The sequence below is a fragment of the Ferviditalea candida genome (assembly GCF_035282765.1).
Classification (GTDB): Bacteria; Bacillota; Bacilli; order Paenibacillales; family KCTC-25726; genus Ferviditalea; species Ferviditalea candida.
Genome location: NZ_JAYJLD010000007.1, coordinates 95,344 through 121,492, shown reverse-complemented (window position 1 = coordinate 121,492; position 26,149 = coordinate 95,344). Strand labels below are relative to the sequence as shown.

At 52.5% G+C, this 26,149-nt stretch carries 23 protein-coding genes; 8 read left to right on the top strand and 15 right to left on the bottom strand.

From position 1 onward, the window contains the following. Positions 1–9: 9 nt before the first annotated feature. The 7 genes from VF724_RS06930 to VF724_RS06900 form a co-directional block, all read right to left on the bottom strand. On the bottom strand, positions 10–1,347 hold the full coding sequence (locus tag VF724_RS06930) for a short-chain fatty acid transporter (RefSeq protein WP_371753502.1): 1,338 nt from the start codon (positions 1,345–1,347) through the stop codon (positions 10–12). A gap of 24 nt (positions 1,348–1,371) precedes the next feature. Further along, on the bottom strand, positions 1,372–2,565 hold the full coding sequence (locus VF724_RS06925; RefSeq protein WP_371753501.1) for a thiolase family protein: 1,194 nt from the start codon (positions 2,563–2,565) through the stop codon (positions 1,372–1,374). A 25-nt stretch (positions 2,566–2,590) separates the two neighbouring features. After that, a complete protein-coding gene (locus VF724_RS06920; protein ID WP_371753500.1) occupies positions 2,591–4,039 on the bottom strand; it encodes a pyruvate carboxylase subunit B in 1,449 nt (482 codons plus the stop codon). 36 nt (positions 4,040–4,075) lie between these two features. Continuing rightward, positions 4,076–5,440, bottom strand: a complete 1,365-nt coding sequence (gene accC, locus VF724_RS06915) for an acetyl-CoA carboxylase biotin carboxylase subunit (protein ID WP_371753499.1) — start codon at positions 5,438–5,440, stop codon at positions 4,076–4,078. A 2-nt stretch (positions 5,441–5,442) separates the two neighbouring features. Continuing rightward, the gene (locus VF724_RS06910; RefSeq protein WP_371753498.1) at positions 5,443–7,563 is read right to left on the bottom strand and encodes an acetate--CoA ligase family protein; all 2,121 of its coding nucleotides are present in this window, start codon (positions 7,561–7,563) and stop codon (positions 5,443–5,445) included. Positions 7,564–7,621: 58 nt separating this feature from the next. Beyond that, positions 7,622–8,194, bottom strand: coding sequence for an acetyl-CoA carboxylase biotin carboxyl carrier protein (locus tag VF724_RS06905; protein WP_371753497.1), 573 nt, complete (start codon positions 8,192–8,194; stop codon positions 7,622–7,624). Between the two features lie 221 nt (positions 8,195–8,415). Further along, positions 8,416–9,894, bottom strand: a complete 1,479-nt coding sequence (locus VF724_RS06900) for a sigma-54 interaction domain-containing protein (protein ID WP_371753496.1) — start codon at positions 9,892–9,894, stop codon at positions 8,416–8,418. Positions 9,895–10,072: 178 nt separating this feature from the next. On the opposite strand from VF724_RS06900, the gene VF724_RS06895 reads away from it, so the two are divergent. Both VF724_RS06895 and VF724_RS06890 read left to right on the top strand, forming a co-directional pair. Then, a complete protein-coding gene (locus VF724_RS06895) occupies positions 10,073–10,738 on the top strand; it encodes a hypothetical protein (protein WP_371753495.1) in 666 nt (221 codons plus the stop codon). After that, complete coding sequence (locus VF724_RS06890; RefSeq protein ID WP_371753494.1) at positions 10,725–12,437, top strand: GMC family oxidoreductase N-terminal domain-containing protein; 1,713 nt, start codon at positions 10,725–10,727, stop codon at positions 12,435–12,437. The genes VF724_RS06895 and VF724_RS06890 overlap by 14 nt, the downstream gene beginning before the upstream one ends. 98 nt (positions 12,438–12,535) lie before the next feature. Here the strand turns inward: VF724_RS06890 and moaA are convergent, their stop codons facing one another. Genes moaA through VF724_RS06875 form a run of 3 tightly spaced genes read right to left on the bottom strand, consistent with a single transcriptional unit; the run spans position 12,536 to position 16,741 of the window. Next, positions 12,536–13,561, bottom strand: a complete 1,026-nt coding sequence (gene moaA, locus VF724_RS06885) for a GTP 3',8-cyclase MoaA (protein WP_371753493.1) — start codon at positions 13,559–13,561, stop codon at positions 12,536–12,538. A 7-nt stretch (positions 13,562–13,568) separates the two neighbouring features. Further along, on the bottom strand, positions 13,569–15,494 hold the full coding sequence (locus VF724_RS06880; RefSeq protein ID WP_371753492.1) for a molybdopterin biosynthesis protein: 1,926 nt from the start codon (positions 15,492–15,494) through the stop codon (positions 13,569–13,571). A gap of 14 nt (positions 15,495–15,508) precedes the next feature. After that, on the bottom strand, positions 15,509–16,741 hold the full coding sequence (locus VF724_RS06875; protein WP_371753491.1) for a molybdopterin molybdotransferase MoeA: 1,233 nt from the start codon (positions 16,739–16,741) through the stop codon (positions 15,509–15,511). Positions 16,742–16,806: 65 nt separating this feature from the next. Between VF724_RS06875 and VF724_RS06870 the strand changes: the two genes are divergently transcribed. Continuing rightward, complete coding sequence (locus VF724_RS06870) at positions 16,807–17,085, top strand: MoaD-like domain-containing protein (RefSeq protein ID WP_371753490.1); 279 nt, start codon at positions 16,807–16,809, stop codon at positions 17,083–17,085. A gap of 85 nt (positions 17,086–17,170) precedes the next feature. Here the strand turns inward: VF724_RS06870 and VF724_RS06865 are convergent, their stop codons facing one another. Continuing rightward, positions 17,171–18,982, bottom strand: coding sequence for an aldehyde ferredoxin oxidoreductase family protein (locus VF724_RS06865; RefSeq protein ID WP_371753489.1), 1,812 nt, complete (start codon positions 18,980–18,982; stop codon positions 17,171–17,173). Positions 18,983–19,258: 276 nt separating this feature from the next. On the opposite strand from VF724_RS06865, the gene VF724_RS06860 reads away from it, so the two are divergent. Genes VF724_RS06860 through VF724_RS06845 form a run of 4 tightly spaced genes read left to right on the top strand, consistent with a single transcriptional unit; the run spans position 19,259 to position 22,526 of the window. After that, positions 19,259–20,170, top strand: coding sequence for a substrate-binding domain-containing protein (locus VF724_RS06860; protein WP_371753488.1), 912 nt, complete (start codon positions 19,259–19,261; stop codon positions 20,168–20,170). Positions 20,171–20,180: 10 nt separating this feature from the next. Continuing rightward, entirely contained in the window at positions 20,181–21,104 is a 924-nt protein-coding gene (locus tag VF724_RS06855) for an ABC transporter substrate-binding protein (RefSeq protein WP_371753487.1), read from the top strand. Between the two features lie 10 nt (positions 21,105–21,114). Then, positions 21,115–21,774: an ABC transporter permease gene (locus VF724_RS06850; protein ID WP_371753486.1), complete on the top strand. Its 660-nt coding sequence runs from the start codon at positions 21,115–21,117 to the stop codon at positions 21,772–21,774. A gap of 8 nt (positions 21,775–21,782) precedes the next feature. Continuing rightward, on the top strand, positions 21,783–22,526 hold the full coding sequence (locus tag VF724_RS06845) for an ABC transporter ATP-binding protein (protein ID WP_371753485.1): 744 nt from the start codon (positions 21,783–21,785) through the stop codon (positions 22,524–22,526). A 329-nt stretch (positions 22,527–22,855) separates the two neighbouring features. Here the strand turns inward: VF724_RS06845 and VF724_RS06840 are convergent, their stop codons facing one another. The 3 genes from VF724_RS06840 to VF724_RS06830 are packed head-to-tail and all read right to left on the bottom strand — an operon-like array spanning position 22,856 to position 24,606. Continuing rightward, the gene (locus VF724_RS06840; RefSeq protein ID WP_371753484.1) at positions 22,856–23,890 is read right to left on the bottom strand and encodes a ThiF family adenylyltransferase; all 1,035 of its coding nucleotides are present in this window, start codon (positions 23,888–23,890) and stop codon (positions 22,856–22,858) included. Between the two features lie 28 nt (positions 23,891–23,918). After that, complete coding sequence (moaD, locus tag VF724_RS06835; RefSeq protein ID WP_371753536.1) at positions 23,919–24,149, bottom strand: molybdopterin converting factor subunit 1; 231 nt, start codon at positions 24,147–24,149, stop codon at positions 23,919–23,921. A gap of 1 nt (position 24,150) precedes the next feature. Then, positions 24,151–24,606, bottom strand: a complete 456-nt coding sequence (locus tag VF724_RS06830; RefSeq protein ID WP_371753535.1) for a molybdenum cofactor biosynthesis protein MoaE — start codon at positions 24,604–24,606, stop codon at positions 24,151–24,153. Between the two features lie 123 nt (positions 24,607–24,729). Here VF724_RS06830 and VF724_RS06825 point away from each other — a divergent pair, with 123 nt between their 5' ends. After that, positions 24,730–25,005, top strand: a complete 276-nt coding sequence (locus VF724_RS06825; RefSeq protein WP_371753483.1) for a ubiquitin-like small modifier protein 1 — start codon at positions 24,730–24,732, stop codon at positions 25,003–25,005. Positions 25,006–25,365: 360 nt separating this feature from the next. Here the strand turns inward: VF724_RS06825 and VF724_RS06820 are convergent, their stop codons facing one another. Then, complete coding sequence (locus VF724_RS06820; protein WP_371753482.1) at positions 25,366–26,130, bottom strand: endo alpha-1,4 polygalactosaminidase; 765 nt, start codon at positions 26,128–26,130, stop codon at positions 25,366–25,368. Between the last annotated feature and the right edge of the window lie 19 nt (positions 26,131–26,149).

Below are 26,149 nucleotides of genomic sequence, written 5' to 3'. Positions count from 1 at the left end.
TTGCGGTTGTCATAAAAGCAGCAGCCCAAGTCCGATGACCACACCGCTGACGATTGTGATTGCAGCCGTATACCCCATAATATCTCGAATGCCCAATCCTGCGATCGCCAGCATGGGCAGCGTCCAGAAAGGCTGGATCATATTGGTCCACGCATCTCCCCAAGCGACGCCCATCGAAACCCTCGCCATGTCCGCCCCGATCTTGCCTGCCGCGTCAATCATGATCGGACCTTGAACGGCCCATTGCCCGCCTCCGGAAGGCACGAACATATTAATTATGCCGCCGCTGATAAACGACCAAAACGGCAGCGATTTCGCGCTGGAAATGGCGACAAACCCGTTGGCGATATCGGCTGCGAGCCCCGTTTGCGTCATCATCCCCATAATGCCAGCGTAAAAAGGAAACTGCAGAATAATGCCGTATGCCGATTTTGACCCTCCCATAAACGAGTTGAGATATTCCTTCGTATTGGGCGTCAACAGGAGGCCGACCGTCAAAAAGCTCAATATCACGATATTTAAATTCAGATCGCCGCCTGCGGCAAAATAGAAAATCAATGAGAACAGACCCAGTAAACCCAGAATGAAGGTAATCCAACGGCTATTTTCAAGGCGGACGGCCGGCGGAATGTCCCCCTTCACGGCTTGCGGCGAAATTTCCGCGGCCGGAGCATGTTCTTCTTCCGACAAAATGGATTCGGGAAGACTGATCCGCGCCTCTCCCGCTTTGGGCCGCATCATCACATTCGCCAGCGGGATAATAATCAGAAGCGCAAGCACGATGATATAGGTAAACGGAGCAAAAATCGTCTGTGAGACGGGAATGACGCCCATCTGCTTTTCCAAAAAATGTCCTTTGGTAGCGATCAGCTGCGGGATCGACCCCCCATAGCCCGCATGCCACACGAGAAAGCCGGAATAAGCAGCTGCGACAACAAGCGGATAATGAATCTTCCCGCGATGGACAATCCCCATCTCGCGGGCGACAATTGCGCCGGCAATCAGACCGAAGCCCCAGGAAATCCAACTGCAGACCATCATGACAACGGTCGTCAGGATAATCACTTGGACTTCGCTTTTCGGCAATTTGGCGAATGCTTTCAATCCCCGGTTAACCAAAGGTGTGTGGGCTAGAGCAAAGCCGGTAACCAGCATCATCGTGGCCTGGGCCGTAAAAGTTAAAAGATCGAAAAAGCCCTTTTCCCAGAAATTCACCACTTGAATCGGATTGTAGCCTTTGAACAATCCCAGCACAAATACGAGGAGTGTCAGCACAAAAACAAAGATGAATGCATCCGGCAAATACCTCTCCGCAATTCGTGTAAACAGCCTGGAAATGACACGCATTTTGTTGCCTCCCTCATTCATTTTTTACATGCGTTCAATGATGGTGGATACCCCCTGACCGACTCCCACGCACAATGTGGCCAGACCATATCGCGCATTGGTGCGCTTCAGCTGATGGACAAGTGAACCGACCAACCGGGCTCCCGAGCATCCGAGCGGATGGCCAAGAGAAATCGCTCCTCCGTGCGGATTGACCCTTGAAGGATCCAATCCCAGCTCACCGATACATGCCAGGACCTGTGAAGCAAATGCCTCGTTCAATTCGATCCAATCCAGATCCTTCACAGTGAGTCCTGCCAGCTGTAATGCCTTATGTGTTGCTGGTATCGGGCCGAGACCCATCGTTCTTGGACTGACGCCGGCTGACGCGGAACAGACATAGCGGGCCAGAGGAACAAGACCCAGTTCTTTTCCCCGCCGCTCCGAGACTAGAACGAGTGCGGCCGCACCATCATTGATACCGGAAGAATTTCCCGCAGTTACTGTGCCTCCGTCCCGAAAGGCGGGACGCAGCCTTGCCAAAGATTCCATGGTCGTATCGGGCCGCGGGTGTTCATCTTGATCAACAGTAACTTCCTGATTTTTTCGATCTGTATACCTAACGGGAATCAACTCTTCGGCAAAAATCCCCGTCCTTTGGGCGATCGCAGTGCGCCGCTGGCTTTCCAGTGCGTAGGCGTCCTGCTGCTCACGTGAAATCTTGTACTGATCCGCCACATTCTCCGCCGTTTCCCCGTTGCTTTCCAGCGGAAAAGGAAATTTCGGGTTGCCCATGCGCCATCCAAGCGCGGAATCCCACAGCTCCCGATTTCCTCTGACAAACTCGGTCTCCGGCTTCTGCAGAACAAACGGCGCGCGGGTCATGCTTTCCACCCCGCCGGCGACAACCACATCCGTTTCACCCAGCGCGATCGTTCTCGCCGCATGGTTGACCGCATCCAGGCCGGACGCGCAATTACGGTTGATCGTGATTCCGGCAACCTGCTCGGGAAGGCCTGCCAAAAGCAGCGCCATGCGCGCCACATTCCGATTATCCTCGCCGGCTTGATTGGCGCAGCCCATGACGACCTCATCCACCATCGCCGGTTCAATTCCGGCCCGCTCAATCGCGGATCGAATCACCGCTGCGGCCAAATCATCCGGCCGAATATTCTTTAATGCCCCGCCCTGTCTCCCGATCGGAGTTCTTACGTAGCTGACAATCCAAACTTGCTCCAAATTCCACATCCCCCTTCGTTTCGATTTAGCGGCTGTGTGCCATCTCCAGCTTGCATCCGGCAAAGGATACATTGATCCGTTTGGTATCCGTTTTTTTATCAAGATAGCGAATGAATTCGATCAATGGAGAAGTGTGATACGGGAAATCCGATCCGCTGCGAATCGATTTGCGCAATCCCTCGTCATAGAAAGCGGCGAGCAGAAGCTGCTCGTCATCGATCGGGCCCAGCCCGGAACGAAGCCGGGGAATTCCCGGCTGCAAGTATTCCCCCGCGCGCTCCATACGGAGACTCTGATCCCCTATGCCCGCCCGCTCCAAAAAAAGCTCCGATGGCGCAGCAGCCAGCTTGCCGTAATGGCCCAGGGCATATTTTCGCACTTCATCCGGTACGGTTTTATATCTCTCCCCCTGCGCCACGTTCAGCACCGCCTGCGTGATTACATACTGCGCAAACGGGCTGACCAGGATCGGATAGCCCAAATCCCTGCGTACTTGAGCCGCTTCCTGAAGAATTTCATTCAGTTTGTGCTCCATCTGCATATCTCTCAGCTGGGACTGCAAATTGGAAATCATGCCCCCTGGAACCTGATGCTCAAAAAGAGCAGGATCATATTCAGGCGGTTTGCCCACCGGCTTATTCTCGCGATAGCAAAGCCACCGGAAATATCCCGACATCTCGCGCAGCTTTTGCGGTTGGAGACCGGTATGGAAACCTTTGAGGCGGGCTTGCTCCTCGATCGATTCTGTAGGCGGAAGCGACGCTCCATTGGCCAGAGGAGTTACGGCCGTATGCAGATAAGTGATACCGCTTTCAATCGCCTCCATGTAAACTTCCTGGGCAAAGCCCGACTGGCAGTGCGAATGAAGCTCCACGGGCATCTCCCCGGCTTCCTGCACAACCGTCGGAAAGAGCGTCCTTGCCCGATCCGGAAGAAGCAAGCCGGTAGGGTCTTTTATCCCGATCCGATCGGCGCCCAGCCGAACCAATTCCCGGGCGCGCTCCCGATAATATTCATCCGTATGAACGGGACTGATCGTATAGACCATAAGAGCGGTAACAGTGATGCCTTCGCGGTGCGCCGCCCTGATCGAAGCCTCCAGGTTGCGGTTGTCATTCAGTGCGTCATACACAGTTAAATTGGCAATCCCGTTTACGGCAAGACGCTTGACGTTCAATTCCACGATATCGTCAGGGAAAAGCTCAAACGTATACAGACTTTGTCCTCTCGTCAGAGCGTCCACCGGTGTTTTCGTTAAACGGCTGCTTACCAGGCGGATTCGTTCCCAAGGATTTTCCTTGAGATAACGTACGCAAACGTCAAATACAGCTCCGCCCAAAATATTGACATATGCAAAACCCACCCGATCGACTGTTGAAAGAATCGGCGCCATCATATCCGTAGTCATCCGCGTTGACCACAGGCACTGGTGACCGTCCCGCATCGTCACATCGATAAAGTGCAGAGAATTCATTCCGCCGCCTCCTCGTTTCCGCTGCTCTCGGCCTTGCTATTCGCGAAGGCTTGCATGAAGCAAGCCGTCCTCAACGAACCGGGTGTTGAACCGGCCGGCTTTAAAATTAGGATGCTCAATCAGTTTTTTGCAAAACGGGACCGTGGTCGCAACCCCCGTGATGGTCATGTCCTCAAGCGCCCGCTTCATTCTGGCGATCGCTTCTTCCCTCGTAGTACCCCAGGCGATCACTTTGCCGAGCAGGGAATCATAGTGGGGAGGAACCCGATATCCCGCAAAAATATGACTGTCCATCCGGATTCCGGGTCCCCCGGTAGGGATATAGCTTTGGATTTCGCCCGGATTGGGAATGAAATCTTTTTCCGCATCCTCCGCATTAATCCGGCATTCGATCGCATGCCCGCTGAATTCAATGTCCTCCTGGCTCACTCCCAGCGGCGTTCCTTGCGCGATCTCAATCTGCTTTTTGACAAGGTCAATTCCCGTAATCATTTCGGTAACCGGATGCTCCACTTGGATCCGGGTATTCATTTCAATAAAGTGGAAGCGCCCTGTCGCCTCGTCCACAATAAATTCCACGGTTCCCGCGCTTTGATAGCCTGCGTGCCGGGCCAACCGCACGGCAGCCTCGGTAATTTCCTCCCGCAAGCGCCCGGAAAGCGCCGGGGACGGACTTTCTTCCAGCAGCTTTTGATTCCGTCTTTGCAGGGTACAATCTCTTTCACCGAGATGCACAACCGTTTCCGCATCGGCCAAAATCTGTACTTCAATATGGCGGACCCCGGTCAAATATTTTTCAATGTATAAAGAATCGTCGCTGAACGCAGCCTTCGCCTCCGCCTTCGCGCGCGCGAAAGCTTCGCGAAGCTCGTTCATGCCGTATGCCACTCTCATGCCGCGTCCGCCTCCTCCCGCAGACGCTTTCAGCATCACGGGAAAGCCGATTTCTTCGGCAACCGATACAGCTTCTTCAAGGTCCGCGACCGGATCGATCGAACCCGGTGTGACCGGCACACCGGCTTCCGATGCGAATTTACGCGCCGCGGCCTTATTCCCCATCAAATCGATCACCTCCGGCGAGGGTCCGATAAACTTCACATTTTCCTGCCCGCATAATTCGGCAAACCTCGCATTTTCTGCGAGAAACCCGTAACCGGGGTGGACGGCATCCGCCTTTTTGATCAGGGCCGCACTGACAATAGCCCGCATATTCAAATAACTGTCCGCAGCTTTAGGGCCTCCGATGCAGATACGGTCATCCGCCAGTTGAACAGGCAGGGAGCCGCTATCGGCTTCCGAATAGACCTGAATCGTTTCAATCCCCAATTCACGGCACGCGCGAATGATTCGAAGGGCGATCTCTCCGCGATTGGCGATCAGCACACGCTTGAATGGACCCAACTTCATTCCCCCCTGCCCGAATCGAACATAAATTTATAATCCACCACAATCGCGGAATCCGGCAGCATCATGATCGGATTCAAATCAATCGACTGCACAGGCTCCGCGACCGAAAGCACCGACAATCGGGACAGCAGCCGGGCCAGTGCGGGAACATCGCATTTTTGCCGGCCGCGCGCTCCGTCGAGCAGCGGGTAAAAACGCGCCGAGCGGATCATTTCCATTGCCTGCTTTTCGGATATCGGCGAAGGACGAATGAGGGATTCCTTCAGGATTTCGACATAAATCCCCCCGAGCCCCAATACCGTAACCGGTCCGAATACAGGGTCCCGTTTGACGCCGGCAAACAGCTCCGTTCCGTCTTCAATCATTTGCTGCACGAGAATGCCTTCCGCTTGGATGCCGTTCAATTGAATCGCTGTCAACCGTTCATATGCTTGGCGAAGCTCCGCTTCCGAGGCAATTCCGACGGCGACGCCCCCGATATCGCTTTTGTGCAGCAGGCCGGGCGCAATCAGCTTCAACGCTATAGGGTATGCCAGCCTTCCCGCAGCCTCCTTCGCCTCCTCCCAATTGCGGGCGAGTTGTGCCGGGGCCAGCGGGATCCCGTACTTGCGCAGCAGGGCTTCCTGCGCCGCGAAGCCATCGGGCACCGCTTTGCTTGCCGTTCCGGCTTCAACATGAAGCTCAGCCGGAACCGTCTCCAGGATCCGCGCCCGGCTTTGCTCCCATTTCAATTTTGCGGCGACCGCCTTTACGCAGCGGACCGGATCGCTAAAAACCGGTACTCCCTGTCGATTCAGCTTGCGGATGGGCTCCTTCGGCCCGGCAATCCAGACAACGCCCAACATCCCATCCGTTTGCCGACGCTCTGCGAGAAGCTGCTCCGCCAGGGCGTCTCCCTGGCGCCAGATTAAATTCACGCAGAGCATGACCGCATCATATTCTCCGCTTCGAACGGCATCATAAGCGCTGCCGCACATGACATCAGGCAGAAAAACGACATTGGCGGTCATATCCACCGGGTTTTGCAGGGAAGCGTAGGAAGGCAGCCGCTGCCCTAATTTTTCTCGCAGGTCCGTTGACGGGGAGGGCAGCTCAAGGCCTTCCTTGACACATTGATCCGCCATCAAAACTCCGGCTCCGCCGGAATGGCTGAACACAGCCGCTTTCCGGCCGGATCTCCCCGGGCCGGCAGAATGAGCGGGATAACACGAAAATATTTTCAAAACATCCATCAGCTCTTCAATGCTTTCCGCGCGCACAACTCCGTTCTCTTTGAAAACCGCTTCATAAATTTCATCGGACCCGGCCAGCGCTCCCGTATGGGAGCGGACGGCATCATGGCCGACATCCGTTTTGCCGACCTTCATCAAGACGATCGGCTTGCCGGCTGCAATCGCTCTGCGCGCAGTTTGCTTGAATTTCGCGCCGTCCCGGATGCCCTCCACATATCCGGAGATGATCGTGACAGCGGGATCATCGATAAAAAATTGGCAAAAATCGCTGAAATCCAAATCCGCTTCATTCCCCGTGCTGACAAAATAACCGATACCGATCCCTTCTTCATGGGCAATTGCGGTAATCGCAGTTCCCAGCGCGCCGCTTTGCGTCACAAACGCAACCGGTCCGGGCTTCAAGCCCGTTTGGTCAAAAACCTGGCTGATCGCAGGAACGACCGCCGACCACAAATTGACGACCCCGACTGAATTCGGTCCGACAAACCGGATGCCTTTCGCCCCTGCAAGAGCTAGAAGCTGCTGCTGCCGTTCGGCTCCGGCCTTCCCTGTCTCCGCAAAGCCGGATGACAAAATAAGCGCCGACTTCACCTGACCCTCCCTGCAATCATTCAAAATATCCGGTATCCGGGAAGCGCTTACAGCAATCACGAGCAAATCAATCGGATCCGGTACATCGGAAACGGAGGAATAACATTTCCAGCCCTCAATCTCCTCAGCATTCGGATTAATCGGGTAAACCCTTCCCGAAAAACTGTGCTTCTTCAAAAACTGGAGCGGCAGCGAGCCGATTTTTCCCCGATCAGCCGAAGCCCCCGCAATTGCAATGCTCTCCGGCTTTAATAAGGCTGCTAATGACTTCTCCACCTGGCTGTTATGATTCATTCGGCGACAAAACCCCTTTTTCTCAAAATAGGCTTTAAAAATTGGCTTAGAGCCTCTCTCAATCCTCATCAACCTTTGGCTCAATGACGATCAGCGTCTGCCCGTACTCTACCGGGAGCCCATCCTCGGCCAAAATCTGCGACACGATGCCATCGCAGCCCGCTTTAATCGAAGTAAACAGCTTCATCACTTCAATAAGACAGACGGTATCCTCCTTGCTGACACGCTGCCCTACCTCCACAAAAGGCGGTGCCCCCGGCTCCGGACAGCGGTAGAATAAACCGACCATTGGAGCCTTGACTTTGAAGCCTTCCTCAGGTAGTAACGGGGTGACTGTTTCATCGGCTGTTTGCTCTGCAGCTTCAGCGGTTTTAGATTCGCCTGAAACCGTACCCTTGCGGGGCGGTTCCGTCCTTTCAGCAGAAGCCGCGCAGGCTTCCGACATCTTCCCGGAAGACGCAGCATCCGCGTCAGTCCGGTTCCGCATTGGCCCGGCTGACTCGTCTCTTTTCTCGATTTCGATATCGATATCGCCAAGCTTCAAATGAAAATAGGTACAATTCGCGGATGAATCAATGATCCGGATGATCTGCAATAAATCTTCATAGGTTAGTTCGTCGCGTTCATTCACGTGGATTCGTCCTCCTTCATCGTTAAATGAAAATGATTCCGCGCCTTTGAATAACTTGCAAATTTAATGCCAAATTTGAATGAGTTGAAACTTTATCATCTTTCAGCATTTTCTATTTCTGCCGGCGGAATTTTGCAACAAAAAAGCACCACGAAGCCGATTTCGCGGTGCATTTATGCAACGCGGCGCATTTTTGCACCGCATCTTTTGTCCTGATCGGATCAGGCAAGGATGATTTCGTACTGTTTGCATTTTCGCGCGAGAGTGGAATGATGCATGCCAAGATGGAGCGCGGCTCGGCGGCAGCTGCCGTGTTCGTGTAAAGCGTTCATAATCAATTGCTTTTCAAGCTCTTCCAGCGCGGCTTTGAAGGTTGATTGCTTGGATACGGAGATGAGATAATGATCCGGATGCACCTGAGCATTTGAATCCGGTAAAGCCTTTAATCTCAGTTGATCCTTTAAGATGGCCTTCGGCAGTTCCATAAGGGCAATTGTATTGGCTCCGGACATGACCACGAGTCTTTCGATCAAATTCTCCAATTCCCTGACATTGCCCGGCCATTCGTATGAAGTTAGAAAGTCAGCGACTTCTGTGGGGATTTTTTTGGCGTATCCGTATTTCTGATTGAATTTTTGCAAAAAATAGAGGCTCAACGGCAGGATATCATCCTTTCTTTCGCGGAGCGGAGGTATCGTGATCGGAACGACATGCAGACGGTAATACAAGTCCTCCCGAAACCGCCCCTCCCTCACCATCTGCAAAAGATCGCGGTTGGTCGCTGCAATGATCCGCACATCGATATCGATCGTCTTTCTTCCGCCCAACCGGTAAAATTTCTGGTCCTGAATCACCTGAAGCAGCTTGGTTTGCAGATGCAGGGGCAATTCGGCAATTTCATCGAGAAACAGTGTTCCTTTATCGGCCAATTCAATTAGGCCTTGCTTGCCTTCTTTCAATGCGCCCGTGAACGTTCCTTTCTCATACCCGAACAGCTCGGATTCCAGCAGACTCTCCGGTAAAGCGGCGCAGTTGATCGTGATCATCGGCCCGGTTTGACGCTTGCTCGCCTGGTGGATAAGCTTGGCCAAAACCCCTTTTCCCACACCCGATTCACCCAGGACCAAAACGGTGGAATCGACGCCGGCCACCCGATTTGCCGCTTCCAGCACGATTTTCATGCTGCTGCTGACGGATATCATCTCCTCGCTGACCAACCGGGTCCTTTTCAGCTGTTCGAGCTCCTCCTGATATCTCCGCGATTCCGCTTCAATCGCTTCAAGCTTCTCCTTCAGCCCGATGAGTTCCGTAATATCGCGAACATTGGCTACAATTCTCCAAATTTCTCCGTGCTCGTCAAAGATCGGCGAAGCCGTGACCATCGCCTTTTTGCCTGTTTTGATTTCATGTATGATCGTGACCGGTCTTTTTTCTTTCAATACATGGATTGCCGCGGAATCGGAAAAGTATCCCTCCGAAACAAGATCGTGAATGTTTCTGCCTAAAACCTCCTGTATACGGATTCCGGAAAATTTCTCGTACGTCTTGTTGACTCTCAAGGTTAATCCGTTTCCATCCATCACCCAAATTCCGTCATAAGAATTATTAATGATGGAATCCAGCTCGAGATTCAACTTCCGGACCGATTCCAATTCCAAGACCGCATCATAATCGGGTTCCGTGATTTTGTCATTCTTCACAGCGCAGATTCACCCCACGAATAAATAACGGAATTATTATTTGATAATTCCAAATTATCATAATATACAATTGAAAAGAACCCTCTTATTGTCAAAAAAGTGCCATTCTTTCGCGGGAATACAAGATCCTTCAATAACATAGTAATACTTTAGCATACGTTAGAAGGAGGGTGCGCATATGTATGACACCGGTACGCAGCAGCCCCTGACAGATTCGCATACTGCCGCAACTTTTCGGGCGCTTGTGGAAGCGATTGTGCCCCGAACGCCGGAGTTATCCGTTTATGGCGCGGAGCAAACGGCGGGTGCGGCGGAGTTTAATGTTCATGAATATCTGATTTGGGAGATGGATCATACACTTTCACTTTTATTCGGATTGAACCCGACTGTTATTCCGCTGGCTCCCGCTACAGCCCGAATGCTCGATAACGCTGCGCTTCAATTTGCCGCCGCAGGCGGAACAAAGCCTCCTTACCTTTATTCAGCAAGCGGAGAAACTCCGTTTGCGGCTCTTTCACCCGGCGACAGAATTCGCGTGCTGTCCATGCTGGAGCGGCTTGAAGTGGATCTGGGCGCCCTGCCTGACCCGTATCGAAATAATGGAGGCTATGTGAAATTCATCATTGATTACTTGAATCGATCGACTATGTTCGGCTTTTATTCCGAATGGTCGGGATACGGATCAACCCGGCTTGCGCCTCCCGACTGGCGAAGGCTGGAGCATTTTCCGCTTGGCTGGCTGCAGGTCGGTTATCCCGGAGTATCCCGCGGTTATCGCGATCTGCGCGGGTTTGTGCTGCGCATCGACCGCAAAGAAGGAGGAACCCCGGATGTACAACATTGATGCCGATGTGATCGTGATCGGGTCCGGCGGTGGCGGAGCCGTGGCAGCCAAAGAGCTCGGAGAAAAAGGGCTCAAAGTGCTGGTGCTCGAGGCCGGTCCCTGGTACGGCAACAAAAAGTGGCCGGAACCCAACGTCCGGCGCGGCGGGGAGTGGAGCAGCAGTCCGCTTGATTTGGATGTGGCTCTCTATAAAAAACAATACAACACCTATGAAGAAAACATGAACGATGTCGTTTCCGGAAGGTTTCGGTTTGGACCGGCCGACCGCCGCCGCCCCCCTTGGCACCGGATTATGCGTCAGGCCGGCGATATTTGGCAGCTGTCCGGAGTCGGAGGCACCACCCAGCATTACTGGGCAAACTCCCCCAGGGCTTTTCCGTCGGCCATTGATCAAATTTGGCCAATTTCCTATCGGGAATTGATCCCCTATTACGAAAAAGTCGAAGCCACGCTGCCGGTCCAATTCTCACCGACAACCTCTAAGGAGGAGCTGTTTTACTTCGGGGCGAAAAAAGCGGGCTGGTCCCTGATCCCGACACTGGATGTCGTCACACCCGGATACCGGCCCATGCCGAACGCGATCCTTCCTCCCAACCCTCATTTCACCGATCCCAATTACTCGATTGACCAGCTTTCCAGCATGGAAGGGTGTACGTTGGCCGGGCACTGCGTCAATGGATGTCCGGTTGGACCCTCGGTAGACAAGATAGCCAAACGGGGGACGCTGGTCAGTTATGTTCCTTTGGCTCTCAAAACCGGAAACGTCGCAATCCGTCCGAATTCGTTCACGACCAAAATCTTGACGGAAATGGATCCGAAGGAAGGTCTCCGCGCAGTGGGCGTCCGATTCCGGGACACGTGGACCGGAGAAACAGGAGAACTGCTTGCCAAAGCTGTCGTGATGGCGGCAGGCTGCATTGAAACTCCACGGCTTTGGATTAACTCGCAATTGCCGTACAATCCGTGGGTAGGCAGGGGAATGACCCATCATTATCTTGATTGGGTATCGGGGGTTTTCGAGGAAAAAGATCTGCTCCGCATACTTGGAACACCGAATGTGAACCCGTTCGTCGGCCATACGGCAGGAGCCAGAATCGATTATCCGGGACTCGGCTGCTTTCAGGTGTCCGGCGTGAGTCCGGGGTTGTTCGCATTTATGACCTACGGCTTCAGCGGGACGGGATATGATGCCGCTCGAATGCCTGAACCCGGAGAGCCCTGGAACATCCGCGGCCGGGTGGTCGGGCCGGAGTTGAAGGAATTGATGTTGAGTTACCGCAACACGATGAGCATGCTGATTCTTGCGGATGACGAAACGCTTTACCGAAACCGGGTGACGGTCGATCCGACGCTCCAGGATGAGCATGGCCCGATTCCGGTCATTCACTATACGCCCAGCCAAAAAACCATACAACGCCGCGATCAATTGGCCAGATATGCGTCCGAGCTGCTGCTGCAAGCAGGAGCCAAGCGGGTGATCAGAGCGGATTTCCCGGCAGGCTTCTTTCTTCATCTGGAAAGCACGATGCGGATGGGCTATGTGACGGATTCGAAATGCGAGGCCATCCAAGTCAAACGCCTGTACATCGGCGACAACAGCACGCATTTCAACGGAATCGGCGGTCCTAACCCCACGCTTACGACACAGGCGCTGGCTACACGCTTGGCTGATCTGATGTTTGACAAATATTTCAGTTAGAAGTGCATCATGCGAATAAGTTCCTTTTTCGCTGAAAAGAAAAGGGAGATGTCTCCGGCATATCTCCATTTTCCCTTAATCTTCGCCTGCCTGTAATGTTACCCGCCGATATGATACATCTCCACTTTATTTCGCTTCAAGCCCGTTGTATTCTGCAACCGGATTTCGGAGTACCGGTCATTTCTCTTGTTCCAGATGCTTTGTATAATTTCCAGCATTTCTTCATCGCTGGCCCCGCCCCTGAGCGGTTTGCGCAAATCGTACGCCTGCGAAGCAAACAGGCATGTGTACAATTCGCCTTCCGCCGAGAGGCGGGCCCGGGTGCAGGTGGAACAAAACGCCTGCGTAACGGAGGAGATCAGCCCAATCTCCTCGTCGGTTCCTTGATAGCGATATCGGCTGGCCACCTCGCCGTAATAATTCGGGTCGACCGGCTCCAATGGCATTTCCTCGTTGATCATGCGGACAACTTCTTTACTGGGGACAACCTGCTCCAATTTCCAGCCATTGGAATTCCCGACATCCATAAACTCGATAAACCGGACGATGTGACCCGTTCCGCGAAAATGGCTGGCCATCGGGAGGATATCCTGATCATTCACGCCCTTTTGCACAACCATATTGATCTTGACGGAGAATCCGGCCTTGGCCGCCGCTTCAATTCCTTTCAACACCGTCGCCACCTTGATCCCCCGTCCGTTCATCCGCCCAAAACGCTCGTCATCCAAGCTGTCCAAGCTGACCGTCAGCCGATCCAGACCCGCCTCTTTCAGCGATTCGGCATGCTTATCCAACAACGAACCGTTGGTCGTCATCGCAATGTCCTCTACACCTTCTATGCTTCGGAGCATACGGATCAGCACGGGAAGATCCCTGCGCAGCAGCGGTTCGCCTCCGGTAATCCGGATTTTTCTGACGCCCAGTTCCACAAACAGACGGGTCAACCGTTCGATTTCCTCAAAGCTCAGCAGCTGCGTATGAGGCAGAAACCGGTAATCGGGTCCGAACACCTCTTCCGGCATGCAGTACCGGCAGCGGAAATTGCACCGATCGGTTACGGAGATCCGCAAATCACGAAGGGGCCTGTTCGATTGGTCGAAAATCTTCCCTTGCTCATCCTTCATCCTTTTCTCACTCCTTTATATCGATCGGTTCCCCCGTCCGGTCAAGCTTATAGCCACCCAATCGTTCAACCTGCATGGCGAACTCCTGCGATTTCATGATTTCAATGAGCAGGCTCCCGCCTTCGCTTTCATAAAACGCCCTGCTCATTAACAAATCATAGGATTCGAAGGTTAAAGGGACAAAATCAAGGTCCATCGCTTTAGCCGCTGAAAAAATTCCGAGACCCGTATGCGCCGTACCGCTTTTTACCGCTGCGGCGACGCTTAGATGGGAAAACATTTCCCGATTGTAGCCTTTGATCGATTGCGGGTCAACCGCCTTTTCTTTCAGCATATAATCAAACAGCATGCGCGTCCCCGCTCCACGCTGTCGATTGACATAAATCAGTTCCTTTTGCAGCATGTCTTCCACTGACTGAATCCGCTCCGGATTCCCCTTGGGAACGATCCAGCCTTGCTCCCGCTGCAGGAACCGGATCAGCACGACATCCTGCCCTTTCAAATACTGCTTGATAAAAGGAATATTATACTCTCCTGTCTCCTCATGCAGCAGATGAATGCCCACAACATGGGCTTCCCCTTTGCGGATCGCCATGATTCCCGCCATGCTTCCGGTATGGGAAGAAAGAATGTGCCTGGACACATCCCGTTTGCGGATCAAAGATGAGAGAACATCGATCGCCAAATCATGGCTGCCCGAAAAGACAATTCCCTTTCTTATTTCCTCGACAGGCTTATACAGCTCCAGCTTTACCTGCTCGCCTTGTTCGTAGCCCAAGCAATCATGTGGCACAACGAGCAAGCCGTCGGCGCGAACCAGCGACATCGTGACGCCCGCGGCCCTCGTCAGCGGATTGGCCACGAACCGGCCGTCCACATATCCGACATTCATCCGCACAAAATCCTCAGAGCCCATTTTGGAAACGATTCGTCTGCCCAAGGTGACTTCCAAGGTATCCCGCTTCGGTTCGGGGATGCCTAGATACTTACAGATTAACGGCCGGACAAACCATTCCATCGCCAAATACGCCGAAACGGGATAGCCGGGCAGTCCGACGACAATCGTATCCTGAATGATTCCCAATATGACCGGTTTACCCGGACGTGTGGCTACACCGTGTGTGATCACCTCGCCCAATTCACCGATCAGATGAACCGTATAATCCTCCGATCCTGCTGAGGAACCCGCATTCATGATGACGATATCCGATTGCGCAACCGCATCGAGCAATGCGAGACGCAACCGTTCCGGATCGTCCTTGACGATTCCGGCATATCTGGGTTGGGCCCCCCATTCCTCCAAATATCCGGCGAACACGGTACCGTTAAACTCGATGATTTCCCCTGATTTCACATCAAGCTTCGGCTCGACCAGTTCATCCCCCGTGGGTATGATGGAAACCACCGGTTTTTGGACGACAGGCACCGATAGCACACCGCCCGCCAGCAAAGCCCCCAGGTCGACAGGACGCAGCCGGTGGCCCTGTGGAAGCAGCATCTCACCGGCAACCACATCCTCCCCTACCGGCCTGATGTGCTGCCACGGCGTAGCCGGCTCGATAATTTCAACATGCCGCTCATCGATCGCATTCACATTCTCAATCATGATGACCGCATTGTACGGTTCTTGGACGGGATCGCCGGTATCCACATAAGCAAATGACTTTTCGAGTTCCAGCGTCAAAGGTCGATGTTCATGCGCGCCGTAGGTCTCCTCCGCTTTGACGACAATCCCGTCCATCGCCGACGCGTGATAATGCGGCATGGAGAGGTTGGCATATACAGGTTCCGCAGTGATCCTGCCCCTGGCCTGCACGGTCGGGATCCATTCTGTTTCCGGAGAGACGGCAAACCGTTTCAGCAGCTTCTGTCTGGCATCTTCTCTTAGCACATCTTCCAAATAGATTTTTCTTGTAAACGCAAACGGCTGCATTTTTATCGTTCCTCCTAACGAAATAGAATGACCGGCACCCATTCCCCTTCAAGAACCCCTTCTTTTTCAGAAGAGATTTCCAGCATGCCGTCACTCATGACCATCGTCGAGATCAATCCCGATTTGCCCAATACCGGATTCGCCCACCATTCCCCTTCCCTGCTTTCAAGCCGCACCCGGATATAATCCGAACGGCCGGGGTCCGAAGGAAGGTTCTTGGACACTCTTGCTTGAATTCGATTTGGGAAATTTGAAGATTTTTCGCCGCTCAAGCGCTGCAGTATGAGTTCTCCGAACAACTTAAAGATGACCATAGCAGACGCGGGATGCCCCGGCAGACCGAACACCGGCTTTCCGTCGGCAACGGCAAAAATCGTCGGTTTTCCCGGCTTGATGGAAACTCCATGAATCAGGATGCCCGGTTTTCCCAGCGACCCAATGACCTCCGTCGTAAAGTCCAATGTCCCGACGGAGCTGCCGCCCGACATGACCAAAAAATCGACCTTGCCGTACATTTCCTGCGCTTTCTCCAGAAAATCGTCATAGCGGTCATTGACGATGCCGCCGAACAGAACCTCTCCTCCCTTCTCACGGATCAGAGAGGAAATCGTCATCTGGTTGATATCCCGCACTTGACCAACGGCCAATTGCTTCGTGTGATAGGGAACCACCTCATCTCCCGTGGAGATGTAGCCTGCGCGAATCTTGCGGTATACCGTAATTTCCGTTATGCCCACAGCAGCTAAAATGCCCAATTCTTGGGGGCGCAGCCGTGTTCCCCGGACCAGCAGAGACGCGCCTTCCTGCACATCCTCGCCTTTGCGGATCACGTTTTCGCCGGGTGCCACTTGATGATAAACATTCAACAGCCCGTCCAGATTCTCGCAATGCTCGATCATCACAACGGCATCGCTGCCTGCCGGGAGCATGCCGCCCGTCGGGATGTACATGGCTTCTCCGTCCATAAGGATTCCCCTTGCTTCCTCGCCCATTTTTATTTCCCCTGAAACCTGCAGAAATCCCGGCAGCGACTCGCTTGAACCGAAGGTGTCTTTGGCTTTCACGGCATAGCCGTCAACGGTAGACCTGGCAAAACCGGGAACGGCTTCTCCGGAAGCGACGTCTTCAGCCAGTACGAATCCCAATGCTTCATCAATGGGGAGAACAACGGTTTCCCGGATCGGGTGAATATGCTGGTTGATAATTTGTATCGTTTCTTCTACCGATTTGACATTGAAAAATTTCATGCAATTCTCCTTCTTTATTCGGCTATAATCATTATAATCTGATTCATTCCATTATAACGCGGAAGGTGAGGAAGATCACGAAAAAAACGTTGGAAATCCGAGGGATTTATCGGAAATATCTGGTTCACTATTTGATCGAGCTTGACGGCGCAAAGGAAAATAGCACGCCTCAGTTGTCGTTCACCGGAAACGGATGGACCTGCACCTTGTCTCAAGAAGAATACTTTACGTTTCTGCAGTCACAGGTTCCTATTGTAAATGTCACTCTCCAGGCCGGGAATTCCGAAATTCTGGATGAAATCGTGCGCAAATTCCGGTTTAAAACGATTCGCGCAGGAGGGTGAAATACCAAACACCAAAAGACTTGGCACCTCGGCCAAGTCTTTTGACGCTTCAATCCCGGGTTCCTTGATTTAGGGCTCGCGATGCCTAAGCGGTAATTTCAAGTTCCTTCAGCTTCTCATCGGTAACAACGCCGTCCTTCCAGCCTCTAACCTCATAGTATTCTTTCAGCATGACGTCAAGATGGCTGACCTCGCCTTTCGAACCGTTGCCCGTCGCCGGTTCTTTGGTGAAGCGTTCCGGCAGGAGGTCGTCCTCATAGCCGAAACCGGCCTTATTGTTAAAGTAGCGCTCCAGATTATAAATTCTTTCGCCGACTTTCATGATGTCTTCTCCTGTAAGTTCAACGCCCACTACAACTGAATACTGCTCGGCATACAGATCTGCGTTTTCGGCAAAAGCGGAAAATTTGCAAAGATCGAGAGAATCGGAAAAAGCATGCAGATCCTGGAATATTTTCAACAATGCTCCCTTGCCCTCCGGCTGCAGCCGATCGGTTTGTTCGGGAATGCCGGCGATTTCGCTGGCGACCGTGTAGCCTCTCAAGTGGCAGGCTCCCCTATTGCTGGTGGCAAAACCAAGCCCGATTCCTTGAATCCCTCGCGGGTCGTAAGCCGGGATGGCTTGATTCTTGACGACCATGGCCAGTTGGGGAGCTCCGATCTGCTCAGCAAAACGTCCGGGCCCTTCCGCCAACAGGTTGCCGATGCCTTCGCGTTTGGCGATTTTTTCGACCCAGTCGATCATCGTATCGACATCGCCCCATTCGATCTTGTCTTGGATCAGGTCTTTTTCGTAGGCTTCCATCGCGGTTGAGAAGGCGTTTCCAATTTCGATCGTATCCATGCCGTATTCATTGCACATATTGATGAGGAAGGCAACCGCTTCTTTGTTGGATGTGCCGCAATTCGGCCCAAGCGCCCAAGCCGACTCGTACTCAAAGCTTTCCGTTCTGGTTTTATATTTGCCATCCTTGACCTCGACTTCAATTTTGCAAGCCACAGGGCATGCATGGCAAGTCGGATCGCTGACCAAAAGCGCCTCTCGGACCGCTTCACCGCTGATTTCATCGGCTGTTTCAAAAGAGGTGAATTGAGAGTTTTTCGTCGGGAGCGCACCCACCTGATTCGTAATATTCATGAGCACGTTGGTTCCGTAAACGGATAGTCCGCCCTTTCTCGGTGCGGTCAACGCGCCTTCCATAATCGCTTTCAACCCTTTTTGCACAGCCTCTTGATATTTCTCCGGTTGAGCCGGCTCCGGCATGTTCCCCTTTTGGCTTGCCCTGATGACAATCGCCTTCAGGTTTTTGTTCCCGCCTACCGCGCCGGTGCCGCCGCGCCCTGCGGAACGGTCATTTTCATTGATCCAGCAAGCAAATTTGACTTGATTCTCGCCTGCAGGACCGATAGCCAAAACACTTGTCTCGTTTCCGTAGCGATCCTGAAGGATTTTGACAGTCTCCCGAACCCCTTTGCCCCACAAATCGGAGGCGTCGCGCAATTCGGCTTTGCCATCCTCGACAAAGAGATAAACAGGTTTCTCGCTTCGACCGGTGAAAATCAAATTGTCAAAACCCGACCACTTCAAACGGGCCGCCGTCCATCCCCCCATATGCGAATCCGTAACAGTTCCGGTCAACGGCGACCGCGTCACGATCGACAAACGTCCGCTCATGTTCACACGAGTGCCGGTCAGCGGACCGGTCATGATGCATAACAGGTTGTCCGGTGACAAGGGGTCCACATTGTACATTTGGTGATCGACCATGTATTTGACACCGAGTCCCCTGGCCCCGATGTACTTCTTTGCATCGTCTTCTTTAATCTGTCTGTACTCGATGCCGCCTGTGGTCAAATTCACCCACGCCTCATGATTTCTGTATCCGCCGAGTTTCACAAGCATCCTCCTTCTTTGAATAAACCATAATGTTATATATTATAAATATTCTTCATGGTACAGAAGAATCCTTCGGCTCGTATTTTTAATTTTCAACCAATTATCGAACAAAGATCATGTTATCCAAACTAAACCATACTATTCTTCCATTAAAACTATATTTATTGATTGACTTGTTAGTTTTAGTTCACTTAAAATATTGGCATAGGAATTTTTATCAGATAAAAGTTCACAAAATGTTCACAATTTGCGCGTTTCACTGTAAAGGGGATTTTCATGCCGAAAGAACTGTATAAGCCGGAAGAAGTGGCCGCGTTTTTGAAGGTATCCAAATTTACCGTTTACGAATTGATCAAACGCGGAGAATTGCCGGCCAGCAAAGTGGGACGCGGTCTGCGCATTACCTCTGCGGATCTGAGGGCATATTTGCAGGGCAGCCGGTCAATCCATCGCGAACCGCTGAAATTGAATGCCCCAGACAGTCATCGGCTGCGTTTTGTCACTTATGTCGGCTCCCATGATTTAAGCATAGAGATCCTGAGGGAACATTTGGAAGAACGCAATAAGGTTTACCTAACCCCTACCTTCACGGGGAGCCTTGACGCCCTGTTCGCCTTGTACAAAGGACAAACGGAGATCGCCGGCTGCCACCTGCTGGATGACGAAACGGGCGAATACAACGTTCCATTCGTGAAAAAGTTCCTGCCGTCCCAGGAGGTTACCGTTATCCAGTTTGTGCATCGCTGGCAGGGATTGATGGTCGCCAAAGGAAACCCCAAGCAATTCCGCGACTGGGTGGATCTTGCCAATCCCGATATCCGCATGGTTAATCGGCAAAAAGGCTCCGGAACGCGCATCCTGCTGGATTACCATCTAAAGCAGCTGAACGTGGATCCGTCCACCATTGACGGGTACGATCGGGTGGAACTTACCCATACGGCGGTTGCCGCGCAAGTCGCCCAGGGATCGGCCGATGTCGGGATCGGTATCGAAAGCGCCGCGCACTTGTTGGATTTGGAGTTTATTCCCCTTGCCAAGGAGCGGTATGACTTCGTTATCAGGACGAAAGACTACGAAAAATTCGCCCCTCTGTGGGACGTTCTGAGCAAACCGGATTTTTGGCGGGATATTCATAAGCTCAAAGGTTATGACACTGCCCATATGGGGAAAATTATCGCTCAATTATAGGAGGAGAATGATGAAAAAATGGGGACTTATTTTATCATTGCTGTTGGTTATCGGATTGACCGCTTGCGGAAAGTCCGGACAGCAAGCTCAACCATCCGCTCAACTGTCTCCGGCTCATCAAACACCGGCACAAACTCCAGCACAAACACCGGATCAAACACCCGGCTCGGCCAAAGAAAACACGTCCGTGTCCGCCGAAGATATTGTCCTGGCCACTACCACAAGCACTCAGGATTCAGGCTTGCTGGATGTCCTCATCCCGGCGCTTGAAACCTCCCTTGATCATAAGGTGAAGATCAAGGTGGTCGCTGTCGGCACCGGACAAGCCATCCAATTGGGCCAAGACGGGAACGCGGATGTCCTGCTCGTTCACGCGCGCAAGAGTGAGGATGAATTCATGAACAAAGGGTATGGCACATACGCCTGGGATGTCATGTACAACCAGTTTTTGCTTGTCGGTCCCAAGGATGATCCCGCTAAAGTGAAAAGCGCCTTTTCTGCAGCGGATGCTTTCGAGCGCATCGCCAAAGCGAAAGCTGTCTTTCTTTCCCGCGGCGACAACTCCGGAACCCATAAAAAAGAATTATCCATTTGGGAAATGACGAATGTAAAGAAACCTTCAGGCGACTGGTATAAATCGGTTGGGCAAGCAATGGGCGCCACCTTGCAAATGGCCGGGCAATTGAACGCCTACACGCTTGTCGACGAAGCCACCTATTTGACCCACAAAGAAGGCTTGGAAATGGTGTATTCCGGCGACAAAGCCATGTTCAATCCTTACGGCATCATGATCGTCAAATCGACCAAAAAGCCTGGGACGGCCAAACAAGTGGTTGATTTTATCGTGGGCAGTGAAGGCCAAAAAATCATCGGAGATTTCGGCAAGGACAAGTATGGGAAATCGATCTTTGTTCCAAATGCGAAGCAACGCTAAGGTATAGCTCATGAACGACAACCTTCTGCCGATCATTCTCCTATCTCTGCAGGTATCCGCGTTGGCTACGTTGTGTGGCACAATTTTGGGAATTCCGCTCGGCACTGTCATCGGATTGTTCACTTTTCCCGGACGCAATCTCACCATGGCATTTCTATACACGCTGATGGGCTTCCCGACTGTGTTGATCGGCGTCATCGTATATTTGCTTTTATCCAGATACGGGCCTCTCGGCAACTTGGAGCTGCTTTTCACCCCTTACGCCATGGTGATTGCGCAAACCTTGTTGACCACGCCGGTTATTGCCGGTCTGACGATGTCCGCCGTTTATATGAAAGAAAAGTCGCTGGCCGAAACGGCGCAAAGTTTGGGCGCGACCCGCATGCAAACCGTTGCCGTGATCATCAAGGAATCCAAAAGGGGAATATGGACGGGGATCGCCACGGCCTTCGGCCGCGCCATATCGGAAGTGGGAGCGGTCATGCTGGTAGGCGGGAATATCCAGGGCAGCACGCGTGTGATGACAACCGCGATCATTCTGGAAACCCGTCAAGGGAACATGACGAACGCCCTGGTATTGGGGCTGGTGCTGCTGCTGGTCACCTTCGTTTCACAAGTCTTTCTCATGATCGGAATGATCGCGACGTTCCAAAAAAACAAAACCGGGTGAAGCCATCGATGACAGCTGCTTTCCAGTTGGACAACATCAAAATAAACGCCTCAGGAAAAACCATACTGTCCGTACCCTCGCTTTCTCTCGATGCCGGAAGGATCACCGCCGTCGTCGGTCCCAATGGGGCTGGAAAGAGTACTTTATTGCGTTTATTGAACGTGCTCAACAAGCCCACTGAGGGAATGGTCCGCTTTTTCGGAGAGAACTTGATTTGGGGACGCATGTCCCGCGCAAAGCAGTTGGAGCAGCAGCGGCAAATGTCGTTCGTATTTCAAAAATCGGTCATGTTCGATACCACCGTCTTTCACAATGTGGCGATGGGCTTAAAGTTTCGCAAATGGAAAAAGTCCGACATCAACGACGAAGTGATGCGGGCCTTAGAGTGGGTCGGTCTGTCCGATTTCCGGGATCGGCATGCGCACACCCTGTCCGGCGGAGAAACACAACGGGTGGCCTTGGCGCGTTCCATCGTCACACAGCCGCGTGTGCTGCTTTTGGATGAGGCGACGGCGAATCTCGATCCGGAATGCATCGAGATTTTTGAAGATGTGATCCACAGAATCCGCAAGGAATCCGGGACCACGATTGTGATGATTACCCATAATTTGCAGCAGGCCAAGCGGATGGCCGATATTTGCCTGTTTATGCATCAAGGAGAAGTCCTTGAAATGGCGGAAACGGAAGTCTTTTTTGACCGACCTGCAGCCAAACGGCTGCAGGATTTTCTGGCCGGGCGCATGGTCTACTAAAGAAGGCTGTCCCAAAAGTCTGAGATGACAAGGGCCAACCCTTTCTTTCATTACGTTGTTGCTCTATCCGGGAATGGGGGAGGGGCTACGGCCGCTGTTGAACGTCATGTTCTTATGAATTTGTTCAAAAGGAGAGAACACACGTTCAAAGGCGGACGTAAACTCCTTCACCCCACCCCCATTCCCTCGCGCTATCGTAATCAGTTGAAATGCCCCAACGTCATTTAGAACTTCTGTACAGCAAGAAGGGTATAATAAAAAAATCGCTCGGTTTTGGTAAATTGGAGACACCGCCAACCAATTTCCAAGGGAGCTATTTTTTGTTTCGTCTAACTCCCGATATATCGGGCGTACAACGACTTCGCCACTTTTTTGTCGTGGGTCCCGTGAATCATCACCCGGCTGTCGGGAAAAATCGTCATTTGATAATCGCCCGTAAAGAAACGGATCAGAAATCCATTTTGCTCCACCCGTCCGAGCGGCTTTAAACGATTCAGCAGATCATCCATATCCAAGGCGCGCTTTACGCGCGGCCGGATTTGCACGCTGTCCCTTCCGCACAGCGTTTCCACGATATCCTCTTTCTCGCGGGATGCGGCGTAAGGATATTGCTTCAGCTGACAGGTCGGACAATTCTGACGCGGTTCTTCGATCGACATCTCATAATCATAATCATGCCAAATGTCAAACGTTTTCAGAACCGGCTTAACAAGATCCGCATGCCCTGTCAAAATCTTCAGCGCGAGCGTAACCTGGCGGGAAGAAACGATATCGACGATCGGAGCGATGACGCCTACCGTATCGCAGGTTTCCAAGCGGCCCGATTCCGCGCTCCCCCCAAACAGGCATTGGAAGCAGGCGGTTTTTCCCGGTATGAACGCCGCCACCATCCCCCGGGAGGAAACCGCTCCCCCATAAATGTAAGGAATCCCTTTTTGGAATGCAATGTCGTTGATCAAAAAACGAACCGCCATATTGTCCGATCCGTCCATAATCAGGTCGACTCCATCCAGCAGTTCCTGCGTATTGCTGACGTTCAAATCCGCGACAAAACTTTCCACGGTCACTTCCGAGTTGATCTTGGTCAGTTTCAAGCGGGCCGCTTCCGCCTTGGGCAAATGACTGGCCGCATCCTCTTCGTCATAAAGCATTTGCCGCTGCAGGTTGCTGAATTCAATAAAATCGCGGTCGATCAATTTGACATGTCCGACGCCGCCGCGCACCAGTTGGCTGGAAATCACGGTGCCCAAGGCCCCCATGCCGATAACGGCCACCTTCGACCGCAGGAGCTTGGCCTGGCCCTCCCTGCCGATGGGTGTAAACAGAAGCTGTCTGGAGTATCTCGATTCTATATGTTCGTCCATTGTTTTGCTCCTTCACATTCGGCTTCAATCAACCGCCGCTCACGGGCGGAATAAAGGCAACCTCATCCCCCGGATGAACGGTCGACTCTTCCGAAACGTAATCTTGATTCACGGCAGCCAAGCACGAGGAAAGCTTGTCTTTCATTAACGGAAACCGTTCGGTCAACTGCTGCCTGAGCTCGGAAACCCTCATCGCTTCACCGTCGAACTGCACCTCCGAGCATCCCGCCGCTTCCGCCAGTCCGGCAAACAACAGCACTTTAATCAACTTGCCCGCCTCCAATCTCCGGTTTCCCGGCAGGATACGCCACAATTTCCTTTTGATCGCCGATCCAGCTTTCCCCGTCCTCCCAAATTTCCTTTTTCCATATCGGAACGATTTCTTTGATTCGTTCGATCGCGTAACGGCAGGCCGTAAAAGCATCATCCCGATGCGGAGTGGAAACGGCAATGACCACGGCTATGTCTGAAATATCGAGGTGTCCGATTCGATGATGAATGGCTACCCTCGCATCCTTATGCTTTTGTTGAATTTCCTCGCCGATTTGCGCCAGTTTTTTTTCGGCCATTTGCTCATAAGCCGCATATTCAAGATACAGCGTTTTTTTCCCTTTCGTCATTTCCCGTACGGTCCCCACGAACACATTGATCGCCCCAGCATCGGGATGTGTGACGGCTTGGATCAATTCCTCCGTATGGATCGGTTCTCTGACTATCGCATATGCTATCAAATTTCCATCCTCCCCGAACCGAAATCGTATTCAGCTTCATGATTGCCAATCCTCAAGTTTTGTATCATACTTGATTATAGCATAACATAGAGTATGGGGGTGTTTAAATTGCAAGTAAAAGTGTTCGCTTCCTTTCGGGAAATCGTGTTGGACAAATCGGTTGAGGTTCCTTTCCGGGAAAATATGACCGTACGCGATCTGATCGACGCCATCATCCTGTCGCACCCTTTGTTCGCAGAAGAAATCTACACAGAGAACCGCGAACTGAAGCCCCATGTGCAAATTTTTATCAACGGCAAAAGCATCCGCCATGCAATGGGCCTTGAAACCAAGTTTGGCCCCGAGGATGAAATTGCGATGTTTCCGCCGGTTGCGGGTGGATAATCATCGTAGAGCCGCGCTGCCGCAGACTCCCGGTTTTTAGCGGTCAAAGAAATAGGTTTTGACAAGCTCCTTGAAGACGCTTCCACCCGTTTGTAATCGTCCGCATAATGATTTTGCGTCAATGCTGCGCTTTTTGCATTCAATGCTTCCAAATGTACGGGCGTCGGCTTATTGACCGCGGTTTTACAATCCGGGATCACTTGTCCCGATTCGCGGGCGGCCAATTTCAGCACGTATCGATCCAATTTCTCCGTCTGCAAATAATAAACTGCTCCACCAACACAACGGATAACAGAACGGAGCCAATCAGCAATCTGAGGATCAGGCGTCTCTGGATATCTCTCAATCTATCGCCCCGCTTCAAATGTTGATGTAATTCCGACCCGCGGTGCAGATCAGCCAATCTTTCGCCTCGGCATACTGATCAGCAATCGGCAGCGAGCGCTCCGCCTCCGGCCCTTGCTCAAACAATAAAAGCACACGCAGCGGCTTGCTGCGGCACAGCCCGCTTAATCTGTCGGCCGTGGAGCTGCTCCATGCCATATGCGGTTCAAAAAACAGCGGGTTTTCCCAGCAAACGGCATCTATCCATTCCGAGGTTGTCAGACAAAGCCTTTCCAATCCGTTGTTTTGAATCAGCAGGTGGTCGGGAAATACCGATCTGATCCCCTTGATCAAGCCGACCGCCGCCTGAAGCTGGTTGTCCCGGACAGCCGGTGGCAGAGCGGGCCATTCCAGATCGCCCAGCGTATCCAGAAATATGCCGTCGTAGCGTGCCTGCGCCAGAAGCTGTCCGATCCGGTGATGCAGCAGCCCCGACCAACGATTGGAACGCAAATCGAGCAATCGCGTGCCGAATGCTTCGTTCATGACGGGCGATCCGTTCATGCGCAGCCAATCCGATTCTCCCAGCAGCGAAAAAAACGGGTCCTCTGGGCGGATTTCCATGATGCTGACATAAGCAATCACCAGCGTCCCAGCCTGAAAAAGCCGTTCTAGCCCGTCCGGTGTATGCCCCGCAGGATCGACGACGACAAGATCGTATTCCTTCAGACGCTCTTCTTCCCCGTAACCATAATACACTTGAAATGAACGGGCATGCCGCAGCTCCGTTTGACGATTCACAGTTGTCCCTCCCTTGATC

Coding starts and splice junctions, on each gene's coding strand:
- VF724_RS06850 (WP_371753486.1), top strand. CDS start 21,115: ATGAACGACAACCTTCTGCCGATCATTCTCCTATCTCTGCAGGTATCC.
- VF724_RS06890 (WP_371753494.1), top strand. CDS start 10,725: ATGTACAACATTGATGCCGATGTGATCGTGATCGGGTCCGGCGGTGGC.
- VF724_RS06840 (WP_371753484.1), bottom strand. CDS start 23,890: ATGGACGAACATATAGAATCGAGATACTCCAGACAGCTTCTGTTTACA.
- VF724_RS06860 (WP_371753488.1), top strand. CDS start 19,259: ATGCCGAAAGAACTGTATAAGCCGGAAGAAGTGGCCGCGTTTTTGAAG.
- VF724_RS06880 (WP_371753492.1), bottom strand. CDS start 15,494: ATGCAGCCGTTTGCGTTTACAAGAAAAATCTATTTGGAAGATGTGCTA.
- VF724_RS06930 (WP_371753502.1), bottom strand. CDS start 1,347: ATGCGTGTCATTTCCAGGCTGTTTACACGAATTGCGGAGAGGTATTTG.
- VF724_RS06845 (WP_371753485.1), top strand. CDS start 21,783: ATGACAGCTGCTTTCCAGTTGGACAACATCAAAATAAACGCCTCAGGA.
- moaA (WP_371753493.1), bottom strand. CDS start 13,561: ATGAAGGATGAGCAAGGGAAGATTTTCGACCAATCGAACAGGCCCCTT.
- VF724_RS06895 (WP_371753495.1), top strand. CDS start 10,073: ATGTATGACACCGGTACGCAGCAGCCCCTGACAGATTCGCATACTGCC.
- VF724_RS06920 (WP_371753500.1), bottom strand. CDS start 4,039: ATGAATTCTCTGCACTTTATCGATGTGACGATGCGGGACGGTCACCAG.
- VF724_RS06855 (WP_371753487.1), top strand. CDS start 20,181: ATGAAAAAATGGGGACTTATTTTATCATTGCTGTTGGTTATCGGATTG.
- VF724_RS06910 (WP_371753498.1), bottom strand. CDS start 7,563: ATGAATCATAACAGCCAGGTGGAGAAGTCATTAGCAGCCTTATTAAAG.
- VF724_RS06875 (WP_371753491.1), bottom strand. CDS start 16,741: ATGAAATTTTTCAATGTCAAATCGGTAGAAGAAACGATACAAATTATC.